This window comes from Xanthomonas sp. 3498, assembly GCF_014199795.1.
Lineage (GTDB): Bacteria > Pseudomonadota > Gammaproteobacteria > Xanthomonadales > Xanthomonadaceae > Xanthomonas_A > Xanthomonas_A rydalmerensis.
This window is the reverse complement of record NZ_JACHOH010000003.1, coordinates 368428-387996: the sequence shown is the minus strand read 5'-3', so window position 1 is coordinate 387996 and position 19569 is coordinate 368428. Positions and strand designations below refer to the sequence as shown.

Below are 19569 nucleotides of genomic sequence, written 5' to 3'. Positions count from 1 at the left end.
AAGAGCCAGCTTCGGCTGGTTGCTTGAGCCCCTCTCCCCTCGGGAGAGGGGTTGGGGTGAGGGTAGGGCGCGAAGCGCAGCACGCAGGCCGCGTCCCTGCCATGGAGGATGACGATGCAAGACGCGACACAGACAGTGGATCTGCTGATTTCCCACAGCCAGGTGCAATTGCGCGCCCGCGACTTCGACGAGGCCGCCTGCCGCTGGGGGCCGCGCAACCTGGAGCAGGGAGCGATCCTGCACCGCGACTACGTGGTGTTCGACCCGCTGCCCGAGGACGCGTTCGGCGCGCAGGTGCACCTGGTGCTGGCCACGGCGTTCGCGCCCGACCCACGCGCGCAGCGGCGCATGCAGGTGCCGTTCCGGGTGAATCCGGACGCGCGGGTGCAGGTGGCGTCTGCCGCCGAGGCCTTCGATGTGACACTGGCGCTGCAGCCCGGCGACTACGCGCTGTACTACGAGGTCTGCGAAGGCGATGACGAAGTGTATTACCGATTCACCCTGGTGCCGGCGACGCAGCCGGTGTCGGCGTGCTATCTGCTGGACGACCCGTGGGGTGGGGCGCAGGATGCGCCGCTGCAGGAAGGGACGCTGTAGCGGTCGTCAGCGCGGCGGGCGAGGCAGGACGGCCAGGCTCGGATAAGGCGCGCGGCGCGGCGATCGACGCAGTGGCGATGGCGGCGGCAGCTGCAGTGAATGGTTTGCGCGACGCTTCGACCATCGCGTGACGGGTGTCTGCGGCGTTGCCGCTTCAGAAAACAGTCGCGCCGCCTGCGGCGGGAAGGCCGCAGGCGGCGCGTGTGGTGGAAAGGATGCGGGTCGTGCGACGCGTGGGTCGCGTCACGTCGACATCCAGCCTTGCAGGTCGGCCTTGCTCAGGCGGCCGTGATGATGCACGTCGACGGCGTCGAACTCGGCGTACAGCGTGGGATCGGCCTTGGCCTCGGCGCGGCTGATGTAGCCGTCATGGTTGCGGTCGAGCTTGGCGAAGTCGATGTGGTAGTCGCCGACGATCGAGTTCGGTTCGACCGAGGTGACATTGATGATCTGGCCGTTCTGGTGCAGGGTCACTTCGTCCGGCGCCGACTGCGCCATGGCCAGCGCCGGCGCGGCAAGCAGCGCAAACGCGAACGGGACGAGACGAGGAACGATGCGGTTCATGGCACGACTCCTGTTGCTGGGAAGGAGTCAAGACCATAGGCCTGGCCGAATTAATCGACACTAAAAAAATCGGGCATTCGCACGTGCGCGCCGGCGCTGTTTAGCAAGCGTTTCCAATGCGTCCGCAAGGCGGCCGACGGTGCGCCGGCGTCCGCCATGGTGGCGCCGGACGCATGCCGTTCACCGCTACAGCCAGCCGGCCAGTTGCGCGCGGCTGAGGCGGCCGCTGTGGGTGGTGTCCAAGGCGTCGAACTCGTCGGCCAGCGACGGGTTGGCCTGCGCTTCGCTGCGGCTGATGTAGCCGTCGTGGTCGGTGTCCAGCGCCTCGAAGTCGATACGGTAGCTGCCGGCGACGCGGTCGGGCTGGATGCTGCGCACGGTGACCTGCGCTTCGCCGGGCGTCGCCGGCAACTGCACCTGGTGGGTCACCACGCCGTTGCTGAGCGGCTGCGCGCGCACGTTGATCGGCGCATCGCGCAGCGGCTCGGTGGTGGCGCTGGAGGTGGCGGTGAGGTTCTGCGCCGCTGCCGGTGCGGCGCAGGCGCACAGACAGCAGAGCAGGGCGAGGGAACGGCAGGACATGGACACGACGGAACTCCGGGACAGCGATGGAATGGCGGCCCCGGCGCTCAGCCGGGGATGAACGGGAACGCGAGCTTCAACAGGCCCTTCAGCCCGCCCTCGGCGGTGCTGGCGACGGCCTTGGCGCCGAGGCTGTTGAGCGCGCGGCGCACATCCTCCCAGCGTAGCTTGCTCACGTCCTTCTTCAACAGGTCGGCGACCTCTTCGGCGGCCGGCGCGAGCTTCTGCAACTCCTGGGTGATCTTCTCCGGGTCCGGCTGCAGGTAGCCCCAGCGCTCGGCGATCTTCAGCAGCGTGTCGAAGCGCACCGCCATCACGTCGCGATTGCGCTCGTACACGGGCATGGCGCCGACGTCGACGATGGCCTGTTCGAAGCGCTGCTGGTCGTCGGGATGCTCGATGCGGATCGCCAGGAAGCCGTCCTTCTTGCTGCGCTCGCTGACGTGCTTGGCCCCGGCGCGCAGGTTGTCCTCGGTGAGCACGGTGGCGACGATGCGCTCAAGCGCCGCCTCGCCCTCTTCCGGCACCAGCGCGCGCCAACGCGCATAGCCGTCGCGGCGCAGGCCCTTGACCTTGGCCGGGGTCACCCGCAGGCGCATCGCCACCGCGTTGTTGGAATCGCTGCGCGAGATCGCGCCGTCGCGTTCCAGCAAAACGAAGATCAGCAGCTCCAGGTCGCGCTTGGTCAGCGACTGGAAGCCCTGCAGCAGGGTCAGGCGCAGGAATTCGTCGGCGAAGCCGGCCGGGTTGTTCAGTTCGATCGGCTGCATGTGCGCGGCCCTCCAGTCAGTGCAGCCAGGATGCCAGGTGGCCATTGCGCGGGCTGAGACGCCGCTGCGATACGCATCCCATCAGCGTCCGTACTCGCGTCCGGGGCGGTCGCTGCGGAAGGTCTCGATCGCGCCGCGGTCCTGCAGGGTCACGTCGACATCGCGTCCGTCGGCGCCGCCGAAGGCCAGGTTGGTGGGCTTGCGGCCCTTGGTCGCGACCTCGTGCAGCAGCGTGCCGTCCGGCGCCAGCACGATCACCTTGCCGGCGTCGTAGCGGGCCACGTACAGGTTGCCGTCGACGTCGCAGTGCATGCCGTCCAGGCCGGCGTCGGCGAAGCTGGCGAACAGCCGCTTGTTCGACACGGCACCGTCGGCGGCACGGTCGTAGACCCAGATCCGCCGCTGCACGCTCTCGTTGACGTACAGGCGCTTGCCGTCGGGGCTGACCTCGATGCCGTTGGTGGTGCCCATGCCGGTCTCGATCAGATGCGCGCTGCGGTCGCGGTCGATGCGCCACAGCTGGCCGCCATTGTGCTTCCAGTCCGGGTCGCTGGCGTACAGGGTGCCGTCCGGCGCCATTGCGATGTCGTTGGGCTGGAACGCGCCCGGCAGCGCGGCGTAGACCTCGATGCGCTTGCTGCGCAGGGCGATGCGCAGAATGCGATGTTTACCGTAGTCGGCCACATACATACGCCCGCGGCGGTCGAAGCGGATGCCGTTGCCGATGCTGCCGTCAGGCAGATCCACGAACAGGGTGGCCTGCGCGCGGCCCTCGGCATCGCGCTGGACCCGGCCGATACTGCCGTCGTGGGCGAAGTTGACCACGTACAGCGCACCATCGGGGCCGGTCGCAGGACCTTCGATCTTGTCGGTGAACACGCCGTCGCCGACCAGGTCGCGGGCCTGGAACAGGGGCTCCTGCGCGCCGGCCGGGGCAGCCAGCAGCAGGGCGAGGGCGGCGAGCAGTGGGCGGCAGCGCATCGGCGTCTCCGGGAAAAGCGGAGGCGGCAGTGTGCCAGAGGCCATGGCGCATCGCGCGATGTGGCTCACAGTGCCGATGCGGCGCATGCGGGTAGGGTGCAGAGACCGTCCGGTTGGAGTCGCGCATGTCACCTTCCTCGCCGAATCGCCGCCGTCTGTTGCTTGCCGGCCTGTCCGCGGCCGGTGCCGGCATGCTGGGACCGATGGGGTGGGCGGCGACGCCATCGCGGCGGCGCAAGCCGCTGGGCGTGGCCCTGGTCGGGCTGGGCGAGTACGCCAGCAGCCGTCTGGCGCCGGGTCTCACTCTGACCAGGCATTGTCGCCTGGCCGGCATCGTCACCGGCTCGCCGCAGAAGATCCCGCAGTGGCAGGCGCGCTATCGCATCCCGGATCGCAACGTCTACAGCTACGACGACCTGGAGCGCATCGCCGACAACCCGGACATCGACGTGGTCTACGTGGTCACGCCGCCGCACCTGCACGCGCCGCTGAGCATCCGCGCCGCCGCCGCCGGCAAGCACGTGTGGTGCGAGAAGCCGATGGCGCTGCATGCCGAGCAGGCGCAGGCGATGATCGAGACCTGCGCGCGCAACAAGGTGCGGCTGAGCATCGGCTACCGCATGCAGCACGAGCCCAATACCCGACGCCTCATTGCCCTGGCCGGCGAACGCCCGTTCGGGGCGATGCGCCGCGTGCGCGCGGAGGCGGGCTACGCCGGCTATGGCGACACCGACCCGGCGCAGCGGCCATGGCGGCTGCGCGCGGAGTATGGCGGCGGCGCGATGTACGACATGGGCGTGTATCCGCTCAACGCGGCGCGCTACACGACCGGCACCGAGCCGCTGGCGGTCAGCGCGCGGCGTTCCACGGAGCGGCCGGCGCTGTTCGACGAGGTCGACGAGCACATGCATTTCACCCTGGAATTCCCGCACGAGGTGACCGCCACCTGCGCGGCCAGCTTCGGCCGCACCATGAACCTGCTGCGCGCCGAGTGCGCGAACGGCTGGTACGAACTGGCGCCGTTCCAGGCCTACGACGGCGTGCGCGGCCGGGCCAGCGACGGCCGCCTGTTCGACGCGCGGGTGCGGCACCAGCAGGCGCTGCAGATGGACGAGGACGCGCTGGCGATCCTGCACGGCACGCCGCTGCGCGTGCCCGGCGAAGAAGGCCTGCGCGACATCCGCATCGTCGAGGCGATCCAGCGTTCGGCGCGTGCGGATGGGGCGCGGATCGTGCTGTAGCGGCGAGCGGAGCCAATGCGCTCTTGGTAGGCGCGGCTTTAGCCGCGATGGGCGTTATCGGGAAAGCCCATCGCGGCTAAAGCCGCGCCTACGAAACGCCGGATGTGGACGCGCCGCCGCTCAGCCCGGTATCGCCAGCACCGTGATCTCTTCGCGGTCGTGGTAGAGCTGCTTGGCGCGCAGCTGCAGCGGGCGCTCGGCGCGTTCGGCGAACAGGTCCAGGCATAGCCGGGTCTCATCCCAGCGTTTCTTCATCGGCAGCTTCAGATTGAAGATCGCGTGCCGGCACCAGCCCTCGCGGAACCAGGTGGCCATGCGCTCGGCGACACGGCGCGGTTGCTCGACCATGTCGCAGACCATCCAGTCCAATGGTTGCGGTGGTTTCCAGTGGAAGCCGTCGGCGCGCAGGTGGTCGACCAGGCCGCTGTCGAGCACGTGCTGGCGCAGCGGACCGTTGTCCACGCTGGTCACGTGCAGGTGCTGGCGGGTCAGCACCCAGGTCCAGCCGCCGGGGGCGGCGCCGAGGTCGGCGGCGCGCATGCCCGGGCGCAGCAGCGTCTCGCGCTCGTGCGGGGTCAGCAGTGCCAGCAGCGCTTCCTCCAGTTTCAGTGCCGAGCGCGAGGGGGCCTCCGGCAACAGCTTCAGGCGCGGAATGCCCAGCGGCCACGGCGCGCTGTCCTCGCTGTCGGCCACCGCGAGCAGGGCGTGGGTGCCGGTCACGAAGCAGACGTGCAGGCGCGGCAGCCGCGGCTGCGGCTTGTCGCTGAGCAGGCCGGCCTTGCGCAGGGCGGGTCGCAGCGCGTTGCCGAAGCTGCGCGCCAGGCCCGACAGCGGCTTGCCGGCGTCCGAGTCCGGATGTTCGACCCACAGGTCGCCAAAGCGCGGCTGCCCGGCCAGCGCCTGCAGGATCGGTGCGATGCGGTCGCTGGCCGGCAGGTCGCGCAGTTCGGCCAGCAGGTGCAGCTTCTGCCGGGCGAAGATCAGCCCGCGCCAGGGCAGCGCCTGCGCCGGCACTGCGGTGTCGGCGAGCAGCAACGCATAGCCGCTGTTGCGCTCGGTGCGCGCGTAGGCGGCGAGCCCGGCCTCGCCGGCGCGGGCGTTGAGCTCGCCCGCCAGTTCGGGTTCGAAGCCGGGCCGGCAGTAGCACAGCAGGCCGTGGACCAGCGGGCCGTTCTCGGAGGACATGGGCAAGCCTTCGCCGGCGGCGTCAGTAGCGGGGGCTGTCGAGTTCGCCGTAGCGGCGCAGCACCGCACAGGCGGCGTCGCGGTGCAGGCCGCGCACCACCTCGATGCCGCGGCGCTGCAGTTCGCCGACCCAGTCCGCCGGCAGCGGACCTTCGTCGAACGGGGTCAGCGCCATCACGTCCTCGGCGCTGGCGCCGATCAGCAGGCGGTCGATACCGGCCCAGATGGTCGCGCCGTAGCACTGGCAGCACGGCTGCGAGGAGGTGGCCAGGGTCACCGGCGACAGCACCGCGTTCAAGCGCGGGGTCTGCAGGCGCTGCTGGGCCAGCATGTAGGCCATGTTCTCGGCATGCGCGAGCGAGGTGGTCTGCGGCACCACCCGGTTCACGCCGACGGCGATGATGCGGTGGTCCGGGCCGAACACCGCCGCACCGAACGGGCCGCCGCTGCCGGCGTCCACGTTCAGTCGCGACAATTCCACCGCCAGCGCGACCTTGTCGGCGTCGCTGGCGTAGATCGCCTGCGGATCGACCGCCTCGTGGATCCAGGCGGGCAGGGTGAGGTGGACTTGCGCGTAGAGCATCAGTGGACGGGTTCGGCAGGCTGGGGGGCGCGCAGTGTATCGGCTTGGGCGGGGCGCGCGCTGCATTGCCCGGCCACGCAGGAGCAGCCGGCGATGGCGCGCGAGCCGCACACGCTCATGCGCCCGCTGGCCTGGCACTGCGCCATCACCCCCTGTGGATCGGTGGGGCTGTCGCGGTTGACGCACGCCGGCATCGCGCCGCAGCAGTTGCCGACGTTCTTGACCGTGCAGTCGGCATCGGTGCGGCAACTGCTGTCGACCTTGATCGGCAGGCCTGGCGCGGACGCCGTGGGTGCCGGCGCCGGTTCCGACGGTTTGGCGGTTTCGCTGCGCGCGTAGGCGCTGGACAGCAACATGCCGGCGATCAGGCACAGGGAACACAGCAACGACGCGAAATGGCGGGGCATGGCGACCTTCCGTGCGGTGGAGTGCGGCCATGGTAGCAACCCACCGCGCCGCCGCCGGGTCAGCGGCGCACGACGGTCATCGCGTCTGCGCTGTCCTGTGCGATCCGCAACGCGGTGCCGTCCAGTGCCTGGTGCAGCGCCTGGCGGATGCTGACTTGTCCCTTCACCGCGTTGACCGGCAGCGACGCGAGGCTGGGGTCGCGGTAGACGACCATGCAGCCGGTGGCGTGGGCCAGTTGCTGCGCTACCTCATCGAAGCGTCCGGCCGGCAGGTCGTAGGCGTGGTCGGGGACCGCGTCGCACTTGCCGGTCGTTGCCGGTGCGCTGGCGGTGGCGGCTGAATCCGGCGCCGCGCCGGACGAGGCGGGGGAGGAGGCGCAGCCGGCGAGTGCGATGGTCAGGGCGAGGGCGGGGCAGCTACGGCGCAGGACGGTGTGCATGGCGCGATTCCCGTGGGGAGGACCTGCGCCAGTCTAGGCAGCGTGGCTTAACCGGGCTTGGCTTCGTGCGCAGGGGATTGCGGCCGCGCATGCACCAGGGTGCACCACAGCACGCCGCCGAGCAGGCAGGCGATCGCCAGCAGTTCCAGCGGGTTCGGCCAGCGCTGCTCCCACAGGAAGCCGTACAGCAGCGCAAAGACCGTCTCGAACACGATCATCTGCCCGACCAGGGTCAGCGGCAGCAGCCGGCTGGCGTGGTTCCAGCAGGCGTTGCCGATCACCGAGGCGAACAGCGCCAGCACCAGGGCCAGGCCCCAGAAGCGCATCCAGTCGGGGCCGGCATGTGTCGTGTCGGCCAGGGCGAAGGCCGGCAGCGCCAGTGCCAGGGCCAGCGCGCCGGTGACCACGCCGGTCAGCAGCGACCAGTCGCGGCCGGACAAGTCCGGGCGTCGCCGCAGCCAGCGCGCGTTCTTGATCGAATAGGCGGTCCAGCACGCCAGCGCGCCGACCGCGCACGCCAGCCCGGCCGCGCGCAGGCCGAGGCTGGCCGGAATATGCGGCCGCGCGACGGCCAGGGTCTGCACCGCGACCAGCGCCACGCCGAGCACGCACAGCGCGCAGGGCGCGGCGAGCCGGCGCAACCGCACTGCGCCGGCCGCGCGCGAGCCGATCACGGTGACCGCCGCCGGCAACAGGCCGATGATCAGCGCGGTGGCGGCGCCGCCGGCCCACTGCACCGCGCTGCCCAGCAGCACGTAGTAGACGATGTTGCCGAGCAGGCTCAGGCGCAGCAGCGCCCACCATTCGGCGGCACCCAGCGGCGCGGTCGCGGTGCGCCAGCGCGGCAGCAGCACCAGGGCGGCGATGGCGCCATAGGCCAGGTAGCGCGAGACCGCCAGTTGCAGCGGCGAGAAGGCGCTCAGCAGTTGCGGCACCAGGAACACCAGTCCCCACAGCGCGCCCGCGGCCATGCCGCTGCCGACCCCTGCCCATAGACGTTCGCGCATGCGTTCCGGTTCCGTTGCTGCGGTGTCGGCTCAGCATGCCGCCAGCGGCGGGCGCCGGCTTGTCCCAGACTCCTGTCCTGGTGCTGGACGATGGCGGCGGCGGTAGGCGGCCGGCGTCTGCCCGGTGCTGCGCTTCAATGCGCGGGTCAGCGCGCTCTGGTCGGCATAACCGCTGTCCTGGGCGATTGTGGCGATCGGCCGAGTACCGTGCGCCAGTTGCTGGCGCACCCAGTCCAGCCGCCGCGCCGCCACCCAGTCCTGCGGCGTGCGCCCGAATGCAGCGCGAAATAGCGCGTGCAGGCGGCTCGGACTCAGGTGCGCCACCTGCGCCATGCGCCGCACCGGCCAGTCCTGGCCGGGCGCGGCCTCGACGCGTCGGCACAGCGCCTGCAGCCGCTGCCAGCCACGGGGTGCGGTGTCCGCCTGCAGCCAGGCCAGCACGGCTGCGCCGGCGCGAGCATGGGTGAGGTCGAGGTCGGGATACAGCGCCTGCGCGGCGAGCAGGTCCTGCAAGGGCGGGGGCAGGTCGAGAAAGGGCTGTCGCCGCAGGCGTTCCAGCGCATCGTCGCCGAACGCATCGGTGGCGCAATCGACGATCAGGAAGCGGTTTGCGTCCAGCGCGGACTGCGCATGCCGGGTCTGCGGCGCGACCACCGCGGCGCGGAAGCGGTCTAGATAGCCGCCGCGGCCGTCCACTTCCAGTTCCAGCGTGCCGTGCAGCGGCAGCACCAGCTGCACGTGGCCATGCTGATGAGCGGCGCCGTCGCGGCCGTAGCTGCGCAGGCTGAGGGAGGCGGCGGGGGACATGCCCGTTACGCTAGCGCGCGGGTAGTTGTGAGGGGAAGGGCTGAGATTGGGGATTGGGGTTTTTTGCAAGATCCCGATGCGGGCACCGCCGTTGTAGGAGCGGCTTCAGCCGCGACCGGGCATTCGCGGTAACGCCTTGTCGCGGCTGAAGCCGCTCCTACGGACGCGTCGAGCGGGTCGGTTGCGGTGCGCCTGGCGATGTGGCGGCGCATACCGTGCGCCGGTCGTGGCCGGCGCTGACTCATTGCAGGCGATGGCGTGCGCTGACGCGTGCGGCCGTGAGGACCACACGCGCAGCAACGCCTCAGGCGCCGCCCTGGCCGGCACTCCAGGTATCGCGCAGGGTCACGCTGCGGTTGAACACCGGCGCGTCGGCGCGGTGGTCGTAGCGGTCGGCGACGAAATAGCCGGTGCGCTCGAACTGGAACGCTTGCTCCGGCGCGGCCTGCGCGGCGGCGGGTTCGACGTAGCCACGCACGCTGCGCTTGGAGTCGGGGTTGAGGTGGTCGCGGTAGGTCTTGCCGTCGGACTCGTCGTCGGGCTTCTCCACCGAGAACAGGCGGTCGTACAGGCGGATCTCCGCCTCCACCGCGTGGGCGGCGCTGACCCAGTGGATGGTGCCCTTGACCTTGCGGTTGGCGCCTTCCATGCCCGGACGCGATTCCGGGTCGAGCCAGCCGCGCAGTTCCACGATCTCGCCGGCGTCGTTCTTGATCACCTCGTCGACGCGGGCGATGCCGGCGCCGCGCAGGCGCACTTCGCCGCCCGGCACCAGCCGCTTCCAGCCCTTGGGCGGGACTTCGGCGAAATCCTCGTGCTCGATCCACAGCTCGCGCGAGAACGGCACCTCGCGCGTGCCGAAGCTGTCGTCCTTGGGATGGTTGGAGAAGGTCAACGTCTCGCTGTGGCCTTCCGGGAGATTGCTCAACACCAGCTTCAGCGGCTCGATCACCGCCATGCGCCGCGCGGCATGCGCGTCCAGGTCTTCGCGCAGGCAGCCTTCCAGCACCGAGAAATCGATCACCGAGTTCTGCTTGCTGATGCCGACGCGGTCGACCAGCAGGCGCAGCGCGGCCGGCGTGTAGCCGCGGCGGCGCAGGCCCTGCAGGGTGTACATGCGCGGATCGTCCCAGCCGTCGACCAGGCCTTCGGTCACCAGTTGGGTCAGCTTGCGCTTGCTCATCACCGTGTAGTTGATGTTGAGTCGCGAAAACTCGATCTGCCGCGGCTTGCCCGCCTCGCGCGGCAGGCCCTTGTCCAGCAGCGGCTGCAGCAGCTCCGGGTGGCCGGCCAGGTCGACCTTGTCCACGCACCAGTCGTACAGCGGGCGGTGGTCCTCGAACTCCAGCGTGCACAGCGAGTGGGTGATGCCTTCCACCGCATCGCCCAGCGAATGCGCGAAGTCGTACATCGGGTAGATCGGCCAGGCGTTGCCGGTGTTCTGGTGCTCGACGTGCTTGATGCGGTACAGCGCCGGATCGCGCAGGTTGATGTTGCCGCTGCTCATGTCGATCTTGGCGCGCAGGGTGCGCGCACCGTCCGGGAACTCGCCGGCGCGCATGCGCCGGAACAGGTCCAGGTTCTCCTCGACGCTGCGGGTGCGGTACGGCGAGTCGCGGCCGGGCTCGGTGAGCGTGCCGCGGTACTCGCGCACCTGCTCGGCGGAGAGGTCGCAGACGAAAGCGTGGCCGTCGCGGATCAGCTTCTCGGCGGCCAGGTAATACACCTCGAAATAGTCCGAGGCGTGGCGCAACTCGGCCCAGTCGAAGCCCAGCCAGCGCACGTCGTCCTGGATCGCGGCGACGAATTCGGGGTCTTCCTTGGCCGGATTGGTGTCGTCGAAGCGCAGGTTGCAGCGCCCGGCGAACTCGGCGGCGATGCCGAAGTCCAGGCAGATCGCCTTGGCGTGGCCGATGTGCAGGTAGCCGTTGGGCTCGGGCGGGAAGCGGGTGCGGATGGCCGTGTGCTTGCCGCTGGCCAGGTCCTCGCGGACGATCTGGCGGATGAAGTCTTTCTTCTCGGCCGGGGCGGAGACGTCGGTGGCGGGGGTGTCGGACATGCGCGCGTCAACAAATTGGGTGCGCAACAGTCTACTCGCGTCAACAAAAGTTGACCGTATGTTGACGTTTGTTGACGCAAAAGGGCTTCCGGCGGCTGGTTGCGACCTGTGCCCACGGCGTACTCTGCCGATCTTCCACTGCGAGAACGCGCCATGCCTTTGCTCAGCCTCGTCATCCGCGCCAAGCGCCCGTCCTCGGGCGTGCGCCGCGCCGCGCGTGCGGTCGCCACACACGGCTGAGGAGCCGATCATGCAGATCGCCTACCGTGCCCAGCACCTGATCGATGCGCATCTGGCCAAGCACGCACTGGAGGACGCCGGCATCACCGCCTTCGTGTTCGGCGAGGCCCTGCTCGGCGGCGCGGGCGAACTGCCGTTCGGCGTGGTCCAGGTCTGCGTGGCCGACGAACTGCTGGAAAAGGCCCAGGAAGTGCTGATGGCCTTAGGCCTGGGCGGGCAGGTGACGCGGGCGATGTAGGTTGGGTGCCGGGATTGGGGATTGGGGATTCGCAAAGGCAGCATCCCGCTTTTGCCAATCCCCAATCCCGATTCCCCAATCCCGGCCTTGAAACGGCCATCGGGCAGCGCCATCCACAAGGCATCGCCGTCGCTGCCAGGAGTCCGTGCCATGTTGGGAATCGGTGCCTTCAAGCAGCGTCTGCCGCGTCCGGGCGAGAGCCTGCCGGGACGCGCGCAGCCGCTGCCGCTGCACAACCGTCACTTCGTCAATGGCCATCCGTTGCGCGACGCCTTCGCCGGGCTGGAGCAGGTGCAGTTCGGTCTGGGCTGTTTCTGGGGCGCCGAACGCAAGTTCTGGTCGCTGCCGGGCGTGTTCAGCACCGCGGTCGGCTACGCCGGCGGGCAGACGCCCAATGCCACCTATCGCGAAGTGTGCTCCGGCCAGACCGGCCACACCGAGGCGGTGCTGGTGGCGTTCGATCCGCAGGCCGTGCGTTTCGAGCAGTTGCTGCAGACCTTCTGGGAGAGCCACGACCCCACCCAGGGCATGCGCCAGGGCAACGACACCGGCACCCAGTACCGCTCGGCGATCTACTGCACCACCCAGGCCCAGTACGACGCCGCGCTGGCCAGCCGCGACGCCTACCAGCAGCGCCTGAACGCCGCCGGCTACGGCGCCATCACCACCGAGATCCGCTTCCCGGCGCCGCCGTTCTACTACGCCGAGGACGAGCATCAGCAGTACCTGGCGAAGAATCCAGGCGGCTACTGCGGGCTAGGCGGCACCGGGGTGAGTTGCCCGATCGGGCTGGAGGCCTGAACCGACGCGCGCCGGAACGCGGCGCGCGTGTTGTTCAAACGAACTCGGCCGCGAACATCTGCCGCATCTGCGCGATCTGCTCCTCGCGTTCGGGATGCAGCAGGCGCAGGCATTCCTCGGCGAAACTGACCGGGCTGGTGCCCGGGGCGGTGATCAGGCCACCGGCGCTGACCACGCGGCGGTCCTGGTAGTGCGCGCTGCCGGCATAGACGCCGGCGTGCTCGCGCAGGAAGGCTTCGGAATTGCTGGTGTGCGGGCGGGTGTCGAGCAGGCCGGCGTAGGCCAGCGCCAGGGTCGCGCCACAGATCGCCGCCACGCCGCGGCCAGCCTCCAGGCGTTGTTGCAACAACCCGCTCAGGCCCGGGATCTCGCCGGCCTGCCAGCGGTCGCTGCCGGGCAGCAGCCACAGGTCGGCGTCCAGCGGCGCCAGGTCCGAGAGCGCGTAGGTGGGGTGGAGGTCCAGTCCGCCGATCGAGCCGACCGGCTTGCCGTCGATGCTGGCGATCTGGATCTCGTCGCCGAACCAGGCCCGTGCCGCCGGCAGGATGATGCCGATTTCCCAGTCCGCCACGCCGTCCACCATCACTACCGCGATCGTTGCCATTGCCTTGCCTCTGCATTCGGGCGCGCAGCATAGCCCGGCGAAAGTTGCGGCCGCGCCAACGCGGTGTCGAAAGCATCGTGGGTGAGGTGCATTGCGCCCGCGGCTGTTTTCAGGGTCCCGTGTGCAGTGCGCATTGGTACTCGCGCGGTGCGACCGCCTGCACCGGCGGCATCCGATCGAGAGGGCGGCGGCAGCGAGCCAGGGACCGCTTTACCGATTCCCCATTCCCGCACCCAAGCGCGGCATCGCCGCGCTTGGGGCTGCGCCGCTCAGCCGACCAGCTTGTGCCGGATCGTGTCGCGCAGGGTCTGCAGGTCCTTGGCGAAGGTGTCGATGCCGCCGGCCAGCTTCTCGGTGGCCATCGGATCGGCGGCCAGGTCGTCGGCGAAGCGCTTGGCGTCGATCGGTTCCACCTTGGCGCCGTCGGCCTGGCCGGGCGAGAGCTTGCGCGGCAGCGGGCCATGGTCGGCGTCGAGCTTCTCCAGCAGGTCCGGCGAGATGGTCAGGCGGTCGCAGCCGGCCAGTGCCTCGATCTGCGCGGTGGAGCGGAACGAGGCGCCCATCACCACGGTCTGCGAGCCGCGGCGCTTGAACTCGTCGTAGACGCCGCGCACGAACTGCACGCCCGGGTCGTCGTCGATGGTCGCCGGGGTCTGGCCCTTGGCCACGTACCAGTCGAGGATGCGGCCGACGAACGGCGAGATCAGGAACACCCCGGCCTCGGCGCAGGCCAGCGCCTGGGTGCGGTTGAAGATCAGGGTCAGGTTGCAGTCGATGCCGTCCTTCTGCAGCTGCCGCGCGGCCTCGATGCCTTCCCAGGTCGCGGCGACCTTGATCAGGATGCGGTCCTTGGCAATGCCATGTTCGGCGTACATGGCGATGAACTTGTGCGCCTTGGCGATGGTGGCGGCGGTGTCGTGGGCCAGGTCGGCGTCCACTTCGGTGGAGACGCGGCCGGGGACCAGCGCGCTGAGCTTGGCGCCGACGCCGATGGTCAGGCGGTCGGCGATCTCGTCGACCAGGGCGGCGTGGTCGCCATCCCGGCCGCGCGCCCAGGCCAGCGCCTCGTCGATCAGGTCGGCGTAGACCGGCAGGTCCAGCGCCTTCTTCACCAGGGTCGGGTTGGTGGTGCAGTCCACCGGCTTGAGCCGCTTGATCGCGTCGTAGTCGCCGGTATCGGCCACGACCACGGACAACTCGCGCAACTGGGCGAGCTTGGAGGGGGCGGAAGAGGTCATCGGTATCTCTCGGGAACGAGTGGGAAAACGCGTGGAAACAAGGATAGGGCCGCGCACGTTAACGCGCTGCGCGCGCGTTGTCGTCGTCGGCGCGCTGCACCGCGGTCACGCGCAGGCGCAGCGGGCGTCCGCCGGGCGCCTGCCAGTCGATGGACTGGCCTACGGCCAGGCCGAGCAGGGCGCTGCCGACCGGGGCCAGCACCGAGATGCGCGCATGCGCGGCATCGGCTTCGTGCGGATAGACCAGGGTCAGGTGGTGGCGTTCGCCGTGCAGTTCGTCTTCGCATTCCACGCGGGAATGCATGGCGACGATGCCGGGAGGAAGTTGGTCCGGTGCCACGACGGTGGCGCGGTCGAGTTCTGCGCCCAGCGCGAGCGCGGCCGGGTGCTGGTGCAAGGCAGGGGAGTCGAGCAGGGCTTCCAGGCGCGCGAGGTCGCGGCTGGAGACGATCAACGAGGGCGGCAGGCCGCTGTGGTGTTGCGAGGTCATGGACAGGCTCCGGTTTGGTTGGCACAACGAACGGGGGCGGCACCGCGCCGCCCCCGTTCCCATTGTGCAAGCAAGCCGGCGCCGATGCGACGCCGCGGCCAGGCCGGCCCTGCTCAGGCCACCTGGCGCGGCGTCTGGCTCGGCAGCGGGGCCTGCGCCGGCAGGGTGAACAGGTCTTCGGGCAGCGCGCCGAACAGGTGCGCCAGTTGCTGCAGGAACGCGCCCATCGCCGAACTGCGCCGCCACAGCATGGCGATGCGCCGGCTTGGGCCGCCGTCGGGCGCGAACGGCAGCAGGCGCAGATTCGGCGGATTGGCCACCGGCGGTTGCACCGCCAGCAACGGCAACAGGGTCACGCCGACGTTGGCGGCGACCATCTGCCGCAGCGTCTCCAGGCTGGTGGCCTGGAACTCGGCCTTCTCGAGTGCGCCGGACAGATGGCACACGTCCAGCGCCTGGTCGCGCAGGCAGTGCCCGTCCTCGAGCAGCAGCAGGCGTTGCGCGTGCAGTTCGTCCATGGTCAGCGGGGTCGGCCGCCGCGCCAGCGGATGCTGCTCGGGCACCGCCAGCACGAACGGTTCCTCGAACAGGAATTCGGCGTGCAATTGCTCGTCGTGCAGCGGCAGCGCCAGCAGCGCCGCGTCCAGCCGGCCCTCGCGCAGACGGGCCAGCAGCACGTCGCTCTTCTCTTCGATCAGCAGCAGTTCCAGCTGCGGGAAGCGCTCGCGGATGCGCGGGATCACGTGCGGCAGCAGGTACGGGCCAAGCGTGGGAAAGATGCCCAGGCGCACGGTGCCGGCTTCGGGATCCTGGCTGCGCCGCGCCGCCTCCTTCATCTGCTCGATCTCGGCGACGATGCCGCGCGCACGGCTGGCCGCCTCGCGCCCGGCCGGGGTCAGCATGACCTTGCGCGGGGCGCGTTCGACCAGCGGCACGCCCAGTTCGTCCTCGAGCTTCTTGATCTGCGTGGACAGCGTCGGCTGGCTGACGAAGCACGCCGCGGCGGCGCGCCCGAAATGCTTGTGATCGGCCAGCGCCACCAGGTATTTCAGATCACGCAGGTTCATCGGCGGAGTCCTTGAGACGCAGCGGCGGGAGGTGACGCAGGGTCACAGCATAGAGCGTGTGGTGCACGTGACGGCGAGACAGATGGGGGCGTGCGCGTTGGAGGTGGCACGCCCTGGCCCCGCGCCGGCAATGCGGCGCGGGACGGGTGCGGATCAGGCCGCTTCGGCGACGCTGCCGCTGGCGACCGGTGCGCTGTGGCGGATCAGGTGGTCGAACGCGCTCAGCGCCGCCTTGGAGCCTTCGCCCATGGCGATGATGATCTGCTTGTACGGCACCGTGGTCGCGTCGCCGGCGGCGAACACGCCCGGCAGCGAGGTCTGGCCGCGGTCGTCGACCACGATCTCGCCGCGCGGCGACAGCGCCACCGTGCCCTGCAGCCATTCGGTGTTCGGCAACAGCCCGATCTGCACGAAGATGCCTTCCAGCGCCACGCGATGCACGTCGCCGCCGACGCGGTCCTTGTACACCAGGCCGGTGACCTTCTGCCCGTCGCCCAGCACCTCGGTGCTCTGCGCGTTGACCAGGATGTCGACGTTGCCCAGGCTGCGCAGCTTGCGCTGCAGGACGTCGTCGGCGCGCAACTTGCTGTCGAACTCGACCAGGGTGACGTGGCTGACGATGCCGGCCAGGTCGATCGCCGCTTCCACGCCGGAGTTGCCGCCGCCGATCACCGCCACGCGCTTGCCCTTGAACAGCGGGCCGTCGCAGTGCGGGCAATAGGCCACGCCCTTGTTGCGGTACTGGTCTTCGCCGGGCACGTTCATCTGCCGCCAGCGTGCGCCGGTGGACAGGATCACCGTGCGGCTCTTCAGCGAGGCGCCGTTGGCCAGCTTGACCTCGACCAGGCCGTCGGCACCGGCCGGCACCAGCTGTTCGGCGCGCTGCAGGTTCATGATGTCCACGTCGTACTGGCGCACGTGCTGCTCCAGCGCCGCCGCCATCTTCGGGCCTTCGGTCTCCTGCACGGAGATGAAGTTCTCGATCGCCATGGTGTCCAGCACCTGGCCGCCGAAACGCTCGGCCGCCACGCCGGTGCGGATGCCCTTGCGCGCGGCATAGATCGCCGCCGCCGCGCCGGCCGGGCCGCCGCCGACCACCAGCACGTCGAACGGCGCCTTGGCCGCGATCGCCGCCGCATCGCGCTTGGCCGCACCGGTGTCGAGCCGGGCCACGATCTGCTCCAGGGTCATGCGGCCCTGGTCGAACACTTCGCCGTTGAGGTACACGGTCGGCACCGACATGATCTGCCGCGCCTCGACCTCGTCCTGGAACAGCGCGCCGTCGATCGCCACGTGCTGGATGTTCGGGTTCAGCACCGCGGCCAGGTTCAGCGCCTGCACCACGTCCGGGCAGTTCTGGCAGGACAGCGAGAAATAGGTTTCGAAGCGGTACTCGCCGGGCAGGTTGCGCACCTGCTCGATCAGTTCGGCGGTGGCCTTGGACGGGTGGCCGCCGACCTGCAGCAGCGCCAGCACCAGCGAGGTGAACTCGTGGCCCATCGGCAGGCCGGCGAAGCGCAGGTGGATGTCCTGGCCCGGGCTGTTCAGCGCGAACGAGGGCGCGCGTTCGCCGCTGTCGCGGTGCACGTCCAGGGTGATCTTGTCCGACAGCAGCACCAGGTCCTCGAGCAGGTCGAGCATCTCGCGCGACTTGGCGCCATCGTCCACCGACGCGGTGATGTGGATGGGCCGGACGACCCGCTCCAGGTAGGCCTTCAACTGGGTTTTCAGATCGGCATCCAACATGGCGGACTCCTGACGTTGGGCAAAACGAGGGGGAGGCGAGCTGCCGGAGCAGCGCGCCGCGTATTGGGAGGAGGGATGAACCGCAGCCGGCGCCGGCGGGCGATGCCGGCTGCGGTTCACCCCCACCCCCGCGCTAGGCGGAGATGGGAGCGAGGGCGGCTTAGATCTTGCCGACCAGATCCAGCGACGGCTTCAGGGTCTTCTCGCCTTCCTTCCACTTGGCCGGGCACACCTCGCCCGGGTGCGCGGCGACGAACTGCGCGGCCTTGAGCTTGCGCAGGGTCTCGGTGACGTCGCGGGCGATCGCGTTGTCGTGGATCTCGAGGGTCTTGATCACGCCTTCCGGGTTGATCACGAAGGTGCCGCGCAGGGCCAGGCCTTCTTCCTCGATGTGCACGCCGAAGGCGCGGGTCAGCTGGTGGGTCGGATCGCCGACCAGCGGGAACTGGGCCTTGCCCACCGCCGGGGAGGTTTCGTGCCACACCTTGTGCGAGAAATGGGTGTCGGTGGTGACGATGTAGACCTCGGCGCCGATCTTCTGGAACTCGGCGTAATGCTCGGCGGCGTCTTCCACTTCGGTCGGGCAGTTGAAGGTGAAGGCGGCCGGCATGAAGATCAGCACCGACCACTTGCCCTTCAGGTCCGCGTCGGTGACTTCGATGAATTCGCCGTTGCGGTAGGCGTTGGCCTTGAACGGCTGGACCTGGGTGTTGATCAAAGACGACATGGAGTTTCCTCGTGGTTGCAATAGGGGTCGGGGGATGGAACGAGCCTCATGATAGGGGGCGCCAATAGATCCCTCAAATCGATTGATGGAATTGAATAGATAGGTTTCTTCTATCGATTCTCAAGCCTGGCTCTTTGCTGCACTGCCGCACGATGGCGCCAGCCACCCTTGGCGCATGGGCGTCGGTCCGTTCTACCACGTTGGCTTTTCCGCGCTCGCTGCGTCATCGTGACAGCGATGAATGCGCCTACCCCCGAGTCCCTGCTGCGCGCGGCCTGCACCCAGGTCGAGCGCGGCGATGCCGAAGCCCTGCTGCTGCACGCCCTGCAGCGTGACCGTGCATGGCTGTTCGCGCACGCCCGCGAGCCGCTGGCGGACGAGGCGGCGGGCCGGTTCCAGGCGCTGCTGGACCGGCGTGTACAGGGCGAGCCGGTGGCCTACCTGACCGGCCGGCGCGGGTTCTGGACCCTGGACCTGGCGGTCGGACCGGCCACGCTCATCCCACGCGCGGACACCGAGCGGCTGGTGGAATTGGCGCTGGAGCGGCTGGACCTGGCACCGGGCCGCCGCGTCGCCGACCTCGGCACCGGCAGTGGCGCGATCGCCCTGGCCCTGGCCAGCGAGCGGCCGCAGGCGCAGGTGCTGGCCACCGACCTCAGTGCGGCCGCCCTGGCGGTGGCGCAGGCCAATGCGCACGCGCACGGCCTGGGCAACGTCGCCTTCGCTCACGGCCCCTGGCTGGCGCCGCTGGTCGGCCAGCGCTTCGATCTGATCGCCAGCAACCCGCCGTACATCGCTGCCGACGACCCGCACCTGCAGCAGGGCGACCTGCGCTACGAACCGGCCAGCGCGTTGGCTTCCGGTCCCGATGGCCTGGACGACCTGCGCCGGATCGTCGCCGATGCGCCGGCGCATCTGCTGCCCGGCGGCTGGCTGCTGCTGGAACACGGCTGGGACCAGGGTCCGGCGGTCCGCGCGCTGCTCGATGCAGCCGGCTTCGACGAAGTGGCGACCTACCAGGACCTGGAAGCGCGGGATCGGGTCACGCTGGGGCAGCGCCTGGCGGCGTAAGCCGGCAGCGGTGGATGGAACGCCGCGACGTGCTTGAGCGCGCTCGGTTCGGGCGGTGGCGCGCGTTATTCGTAGACAAAACGTGATCCGCCGATTCGGCAACGACGCCTCGCATCAACAGCGG

The 19569-nt window shown here is 69.8% G+C and carries 22 protein-coding genes; 5 read left to right on the top strand and 17 right to left on the bottom strand.

Translation table 11 applies throughout. The features are described from left to right. Positions 1 to 114: 114 nt before the first annotated feature. Positions 115 to 597: a competence protein ComJ gene (comJ, locus tag GGR66_RS11545; RefSeq protein ID WP_184448320.1), complete on the top strand. Its 483-nt coding sequence runs from the start codon at positions 115 to 117 to the stop codon at positions 595 to 597. A gap of 243 nt (positions 598 to 840) precedes the next feature. On the opposite strand, the gene GGR66_RS11540 is transcribed toward comJ, so the two are convergent. The 4 genes from GGR66_RS11540 to GGR66_RS11525 form a co-directional block, all read right to left on the bottom strand. Then, positions 841 to 1161 (bottom strand): hypothetical protein, encoded by a 321-nt coding sequence (locus GGR66_RS11540; RefSeq protein WP_160970593.1) that lies wholly within the window; start codon positions 1159 to 1161, stop codon positions 841 to 843. A gap of 186 nt (positions 1162 to 1347) precedes the next feature. Further along, positions 1348 to 1743: an EF-hand domain-containing protein gene (locus GGR66_RS11535; RefSeq protein WP_160970595.1), complete on the bottom strand. Its 396-nt coding sequence runs from the start codon at positions 1741 to 1743 to the stop codon at positions 1348 to 1350. Positions 1744 to 1790: 47 nt separating this feature from the next. Beyond that, entirely contained in the window at positions 1791 to 2513 is a 723-nt protein-coding gene (locus tag GGR66_RS11530; protein WP_160970597.1) for a hypothetical protein, read from the bottom strand. Positions 2514 to 2594: 81 nt separating this feature from the next. Then, positions 2595 to 3494, bottom strand: coding sequence for an SMP-30/gluconolactonase/LRE family protein (locus tag GGR66_RS11525; protein ID WP_184448319.1), 900 nt, complete (start codon positions 3492 to 3494; stop codon positions 2595 to 2597). 125 nt (positions 3495 to 3619) lie between these two features. On the opposite strand from GGR66_RS11525, the gene GGR66_RS11520 reads away from it, so the two are divergent. Beyond that, positions 3620 to 4735, top strand: coding sequence for a Gfo/Idh/MocA family oxidoreductase (locus tag GGR66_RS11520; protein WP_184448318.1), 1116 nt, complete (start codon positions 3620 to 3622; stop codon positions 4733 to 4735). A 120-nt stretch (positions 4736 to 4855) separates the two neighbouring features. Here GGR66_RS11520 and rlmM read toward each other — a convergent pair whose 3' ends face one another. The 7 genes from rlmM to GGR66_RS11485 all read right to left on the bottom strand — a co-directional run bounded on the left by rlmM (position 4856) and on the right by GGR66_RS11485 (position 11223). After that, the gene (gene rlmM / locus GGR66_RS11515; RefSeq protein ID WP_184448317.1) at positions 4856 to 5920 is read right to left on the bottom strand and encodes a 23S rRNA (cytidine(2498)-2'-O)-methyltransferase RlmM; all 1065 of its coding nucleotides are present in this window, start codon (positions 5918 to 5920) and stop codon (positions 4856 to 4858) included. A 22-nt stretch (positions 5921 to 5942) separates the two neighbouring features. Continuing rightward, on the bottom strand, positions 5943 to 6503 hold the full coding sequence (locus tag GGR66_RS11510; protein ID WP_184448316.1) for a nucleoside deaminase: 561 nt from the start codon (positions 6501 to 6503) through the stop codon (positions 5943 to 5945). Continuing rightward, positions 6503 to 6910 carry a hypothetical protein gene (locus tag GGR66_RS11505; RefSeq protein ID WP_184448315.1) on the bottom strand — a complete coding sequence of 136 codons (408 nt, stop codon included), beginning with the start codon at positions 6908 to 6910 and terminating at the stop codon, positions 6503 to 6505. Before GGR66_RS11505 ends, GGR66_RS11510 begins: the two co-directional genes overlap by 1 nt. 59 nt (positions 6911 to 6969) lie before the next feature. After that, positions 6970 to 7350, bottom strand: a complete 381-nt coding sequence (locus GGR66_RS11500; RefSeq protein WP_184448314.1) for an STN domain-containing protein — start codon at positions 7348 to 7350, stop codon at positions 6970 to 6972. Positions 7351 to 7397: 47 nt separating this feature from the next. Further along, on the bottom strand, positions 7398 to 8357 hold the full coding sequence (locus GGR66_RS11495) for a DMT family transporter (protein ID WP_184448313.1): 960 nt from the start codon (positions 8355 to 8357) through the stop codon (positions 7398 to 7400). Positions 8358 to 8387: 30 nt separating this feature from the next. Beyond that, complete coding sequence (locus GGR66_RS11490) at positions 8388 to 9164, bottom strand: AraC family transcriptional regulator (RefSeq protein WP_184448312.1); 777 nt, start codon at positions 9162 to 9164, stop codon at positions 8388 to 8390. Between the two features lie 304 nt (positions 9165 to 9468). Beyond that, positions 9469 to 11223: a glutamine--tRNA ligase/YqeY domain fusion protein gene (locus GGR66_RS11485; RefSeq protein WP_184448311.1), complete on the bottom strand. Its 1755-nt coding sequence runs from the start codon at positions 11221 to 11223 to the stop codon at positions 9469 to 9471. Positions 11224 to 11473: 250 nt separating this feature from the next. Here GGR66_RS11485 and GGR66_RS11480 point away from each other — a divergent pair, with 250 nt between their 5' ends. Then, positions 11474 to 11701: a DUF2007 domain-containing protein gene (locus GGR66_RS11480; RefSeq protein ID WP_017915895.1), complete on the top strand. Its 228-nt coding sequence runs from the start codon at positions 11474 to 11476 to the stop codon at positions 11699 to 11701. Between the two features lie 150 nt (positions 11702 to 11851). Continuing rightward, on the top strand, positions 11852 to 12502 hold the full coding sequence (gene msrA / locus GGR66_RS11475; protein WP_184448310.1) for a peptide-methionine (S)-S-oxide reductase MsrA: 651 nt from the start codon (positions 11852 to 11854) through the stop codon (positions 12500 to 12502). 34 nt (positions 12503 to 12536) lie between these two features. On the opposite strand, the gene GGR66_RS11470 is transcribed toward msrA, so the two are convergent. The 6 genes from GGR66_RS11470 to ahpC form a co-directional block, all read right to left on the bottom strand. Next, positions 12537 to 13106: a type 1 glutamine amidotransferase family protein gene (locus tag GGR66_RS11470; RefSeq protein ID WP_184448309.1), complete on the bottom strand. Its 570-nt coding sequence runs from the start codon at positions 13104 to 13106 to the stop codon at positions 12537 to 12539. A 269-nt stretch (positions 13107 to 13375) separates the two neighbouring features. After that, complete coding sequence (locus GGR66_RS11465) at positions 13376 to 14344, bottom strand: transaldolase (protein WP_184448308.1); 969 nt, start codon at positions 14342 to 14344, stop codon at positions 13376 to 13378. A gap of 58 nt (positions 14345 to 14402) precedes the next feature. Next, a complete protein-coding gene (gene rnk, locus GGR66_RS11460) occupies positions 14403 to 14834 on the bottom strand; it encodes a nucleoside diphosphate kinase regulator (RefSeq protein ID WP_167087300.1) in 432 nt (143 codons plus the stop codon). A 113-nt stretch (positions 14835 to 14947) separates the two neighbouring features. Further along, positions 14948 to 15901, bottom strand: coding sequence for a LysR substrate-binding domain-containing protein (locus tag GGR66_RS11455; RefSeq protein ID WP_184448307.1), 954 nt, complete (start codon positions 15899 to 15901; stop codon positions 14948 to 14950). Positions 15902 to 16054: 153 nt separating this feature from the next. Beyond that, positions 16055 to 17647, bottom strand: coding sequence for an alkyl hydroperoxide reductase subunit F (gene ahpF / locus GGR66_RS11450; RefSeq protein ID WP_184448306.1), 1593 nt, complete (start codon positions 17645 to 17647; stop codon positions 16055 to 16057). A 160-nt stretch (positions 17648 to 17807) separates the two neighbouring features. Next, the gene (gene ahpC, locus GGR66_RS11445; RefSeq protein ID WP_043093067.1) at positions 17808 to 18374 is read right to left on the bottom strand and encodes an alkyl hydroperoxide reductase subunit C; all 567 of its coding nucleotides are present in this window, start codon (positions 18372 to 18374) and stop codon (positions 17808 to 17810) included. A gap of 237 nt (positions 18375 to 18611) precedes the next feature. On the opposite strand from ahpC, the gene prmC reads away from it, so the two are divergent. Next, positions 18612 to 19445, top strand: a complete 834-nt coding sequence (prmC, locus tag GGR66_RS11440; protein ID WP_184448305.1) for a peptide chain release factor N(5)-glutamine methyltransferase — start codon at positions 18612 to 18614, stop codon at positions 19443 to 19445. Positions 19446 to 19569 lie beyond the last annotated feature (124 nt).

What these genes read in the sequence shown, in the direction of transcription:
- comJ (WP_184448320.1), top strand. Translation starts at nt 115, where the DNA reads ATGCAAGACGCGACACAGACAGTGGATCTGCTGATTTCCCACAGCCAG.
- GGR66_RS11540 (WP_160970593.1), bottom strand. Translation starts at nt 1,161, where the DNA reads ATGAACCGCATCGTTCCTCGTCTCGTCCCGTTCGCGTTTGCGCTGCTT.
- GGR66_RS11535 (WP_160970595.1), bottom strand. Translation starts at nt 1,743, where the DNA reads ATGTCCTGCCGTTCCCTCGCCCTGCTCTGCTGTCTGTGCGCCTGCGCC.
- GGR66_RS11530 (WP_160970597.1), bottom strand. Translation starts at nt 2,513, where the DNA reads ATGCAGCCGATCGAACTGAACAACCCGGCCGGCTTCGCCGACGAATTC.
- GGR66_RS11525 (WP_184448319.1), bottom strand. Translation starts at nt 3,494, where the DNA reads ATGCGCTGCCGCCCACTGCTCGCCGCCCTCGCCCTGCTGCTGGCTGCC.
- GGR66_RS11520 (WP_184448318.1), top strand. Translation starts at nt 3,620, where the DNA reads ATGTCACCTTCCTCGCCGAATCGCCGCCGTCTGTTGCTTGCCGGCCTG.
- rlmM (WP_184448317.1), bottom strand. Translation starts at nt 5,920, where the DNA reads ATGTCCTCCGAGAACGGCCCGCTGGTCCACGGCCTGCTGTGCTACTGC.
- GGR66_RS11510 (WP_184448316.1), bottom strand. Translation starts at nt 6,503, where the DNA reads ATGCTCTACGCGCAAGTCCACCTCACCCTGCCCGCCTGGATCCACGAG.
- GGR66_RS11505 (WP_184448315.1), bottom strand. Translation starts at nt 6,910, where the DNA reads ATGCCCCGCCATTTCGCGTCGTTGCTGTGTTCCCTGTGCCTGATCGCC.
- GGR66_RS11500 (WP_184448314.1), bottom strand. Translation starts at nt 7,350, where the DNA reads ATGCACACCGTCCTGCGCCGTAGCTGCCCCGCCCTCGCCCTGACCATC.
- GGR66_RS11495 (WP_184448313.1), bottom strand. Translation starts at nt 8,357, where the DNA reads ATGCGCGAACGTCTATGGGCAGGGGTCGGCAGCGGCATGGCCGCGGGC.
- GGR66_RS11490 (WP_184448312.1), bottom strand. Translation starts at nt 9,164, where the DNA reads ATGTCCCCCGCCGCCTCCCTCAGCCTGCGCAGCTACGGCCGCGACGGC.
- GGR66_RS11485 (WP_184448311.1), bottom strand. Translation starts at nt 11,223, where the DNA reads ATGTCCGACACCCCCGCCACCGACGTCTCCGCCCCGGCCGAGAAGAAA.
- GGR66_RS11480 (WP_017915895.1), top strand. Translation starts at nt 11,474, where the DNA reads ATGCAGATCGCCTACCGTGCCCAGCACCTGATCGATGCGCATCTGGCC.
- msrA (WP_184448310.1), top strand. Translation starts at nt 11,852, where the DNA reads ATGTTGGGAATCGGTGCCTTCAAGCAGCGTCTGCCGCGTCCGGGCGAG.
- GGR66_RS11470 (WP_184448309.1), bottom strand. Translation starts at nt 13,106, where the DNA reads ATGGCAACGATCGCGGTAGTGATGGTGGACGGCGTGGCGGACTGGGAA.
- GGR66_RS11465 (WP_184448308.1), bottom strand. Translation starts at nt 14,344, where the DNA reads ATGACCTCTTCCGCCCCCTCCAAGCTCGCCCAGTTGCGCGAGTTGTCC.
- rnk (WP_167087300.1), bottom strand. Translation starts at nt 14,834, where the DNA reads ATGACCTCGCAACACCACAGCGGCCTGCCGCCCTCGTTGATCGTCTCC.
- GGR66_RS11455 (WP_184448307.1), bottom strand. Translation starts at nt 15,901, where the DNA reads ATGAACCTGCGTGATCTGAAATACCTGGTGGCGCTGGCCGATCACAAG.
- ahpF (WP_184448306.1), bottom strand. Translation starts at nt 17,647, where the DNA reads ATGTTGGATGCCGATCTGAAAACCCAGTTGAAGGCCTACCTGGAGCGG.
- ahpC (WP_043093067.1), bottom strand. Translation starts at nt 18,374, where the DNA reads ATGTCGTCTTTGATCAACACCCAGGTCCAGCCGTTCAAGGCCAACGCC.
- prmC (WP_184448305.1), top strand. Translation starts at nt 18,612, where the DNA reads ATGAATGCGCCTACCCCCGAGTCCCTGCTGCGCGCGGCCTGCACCCAG.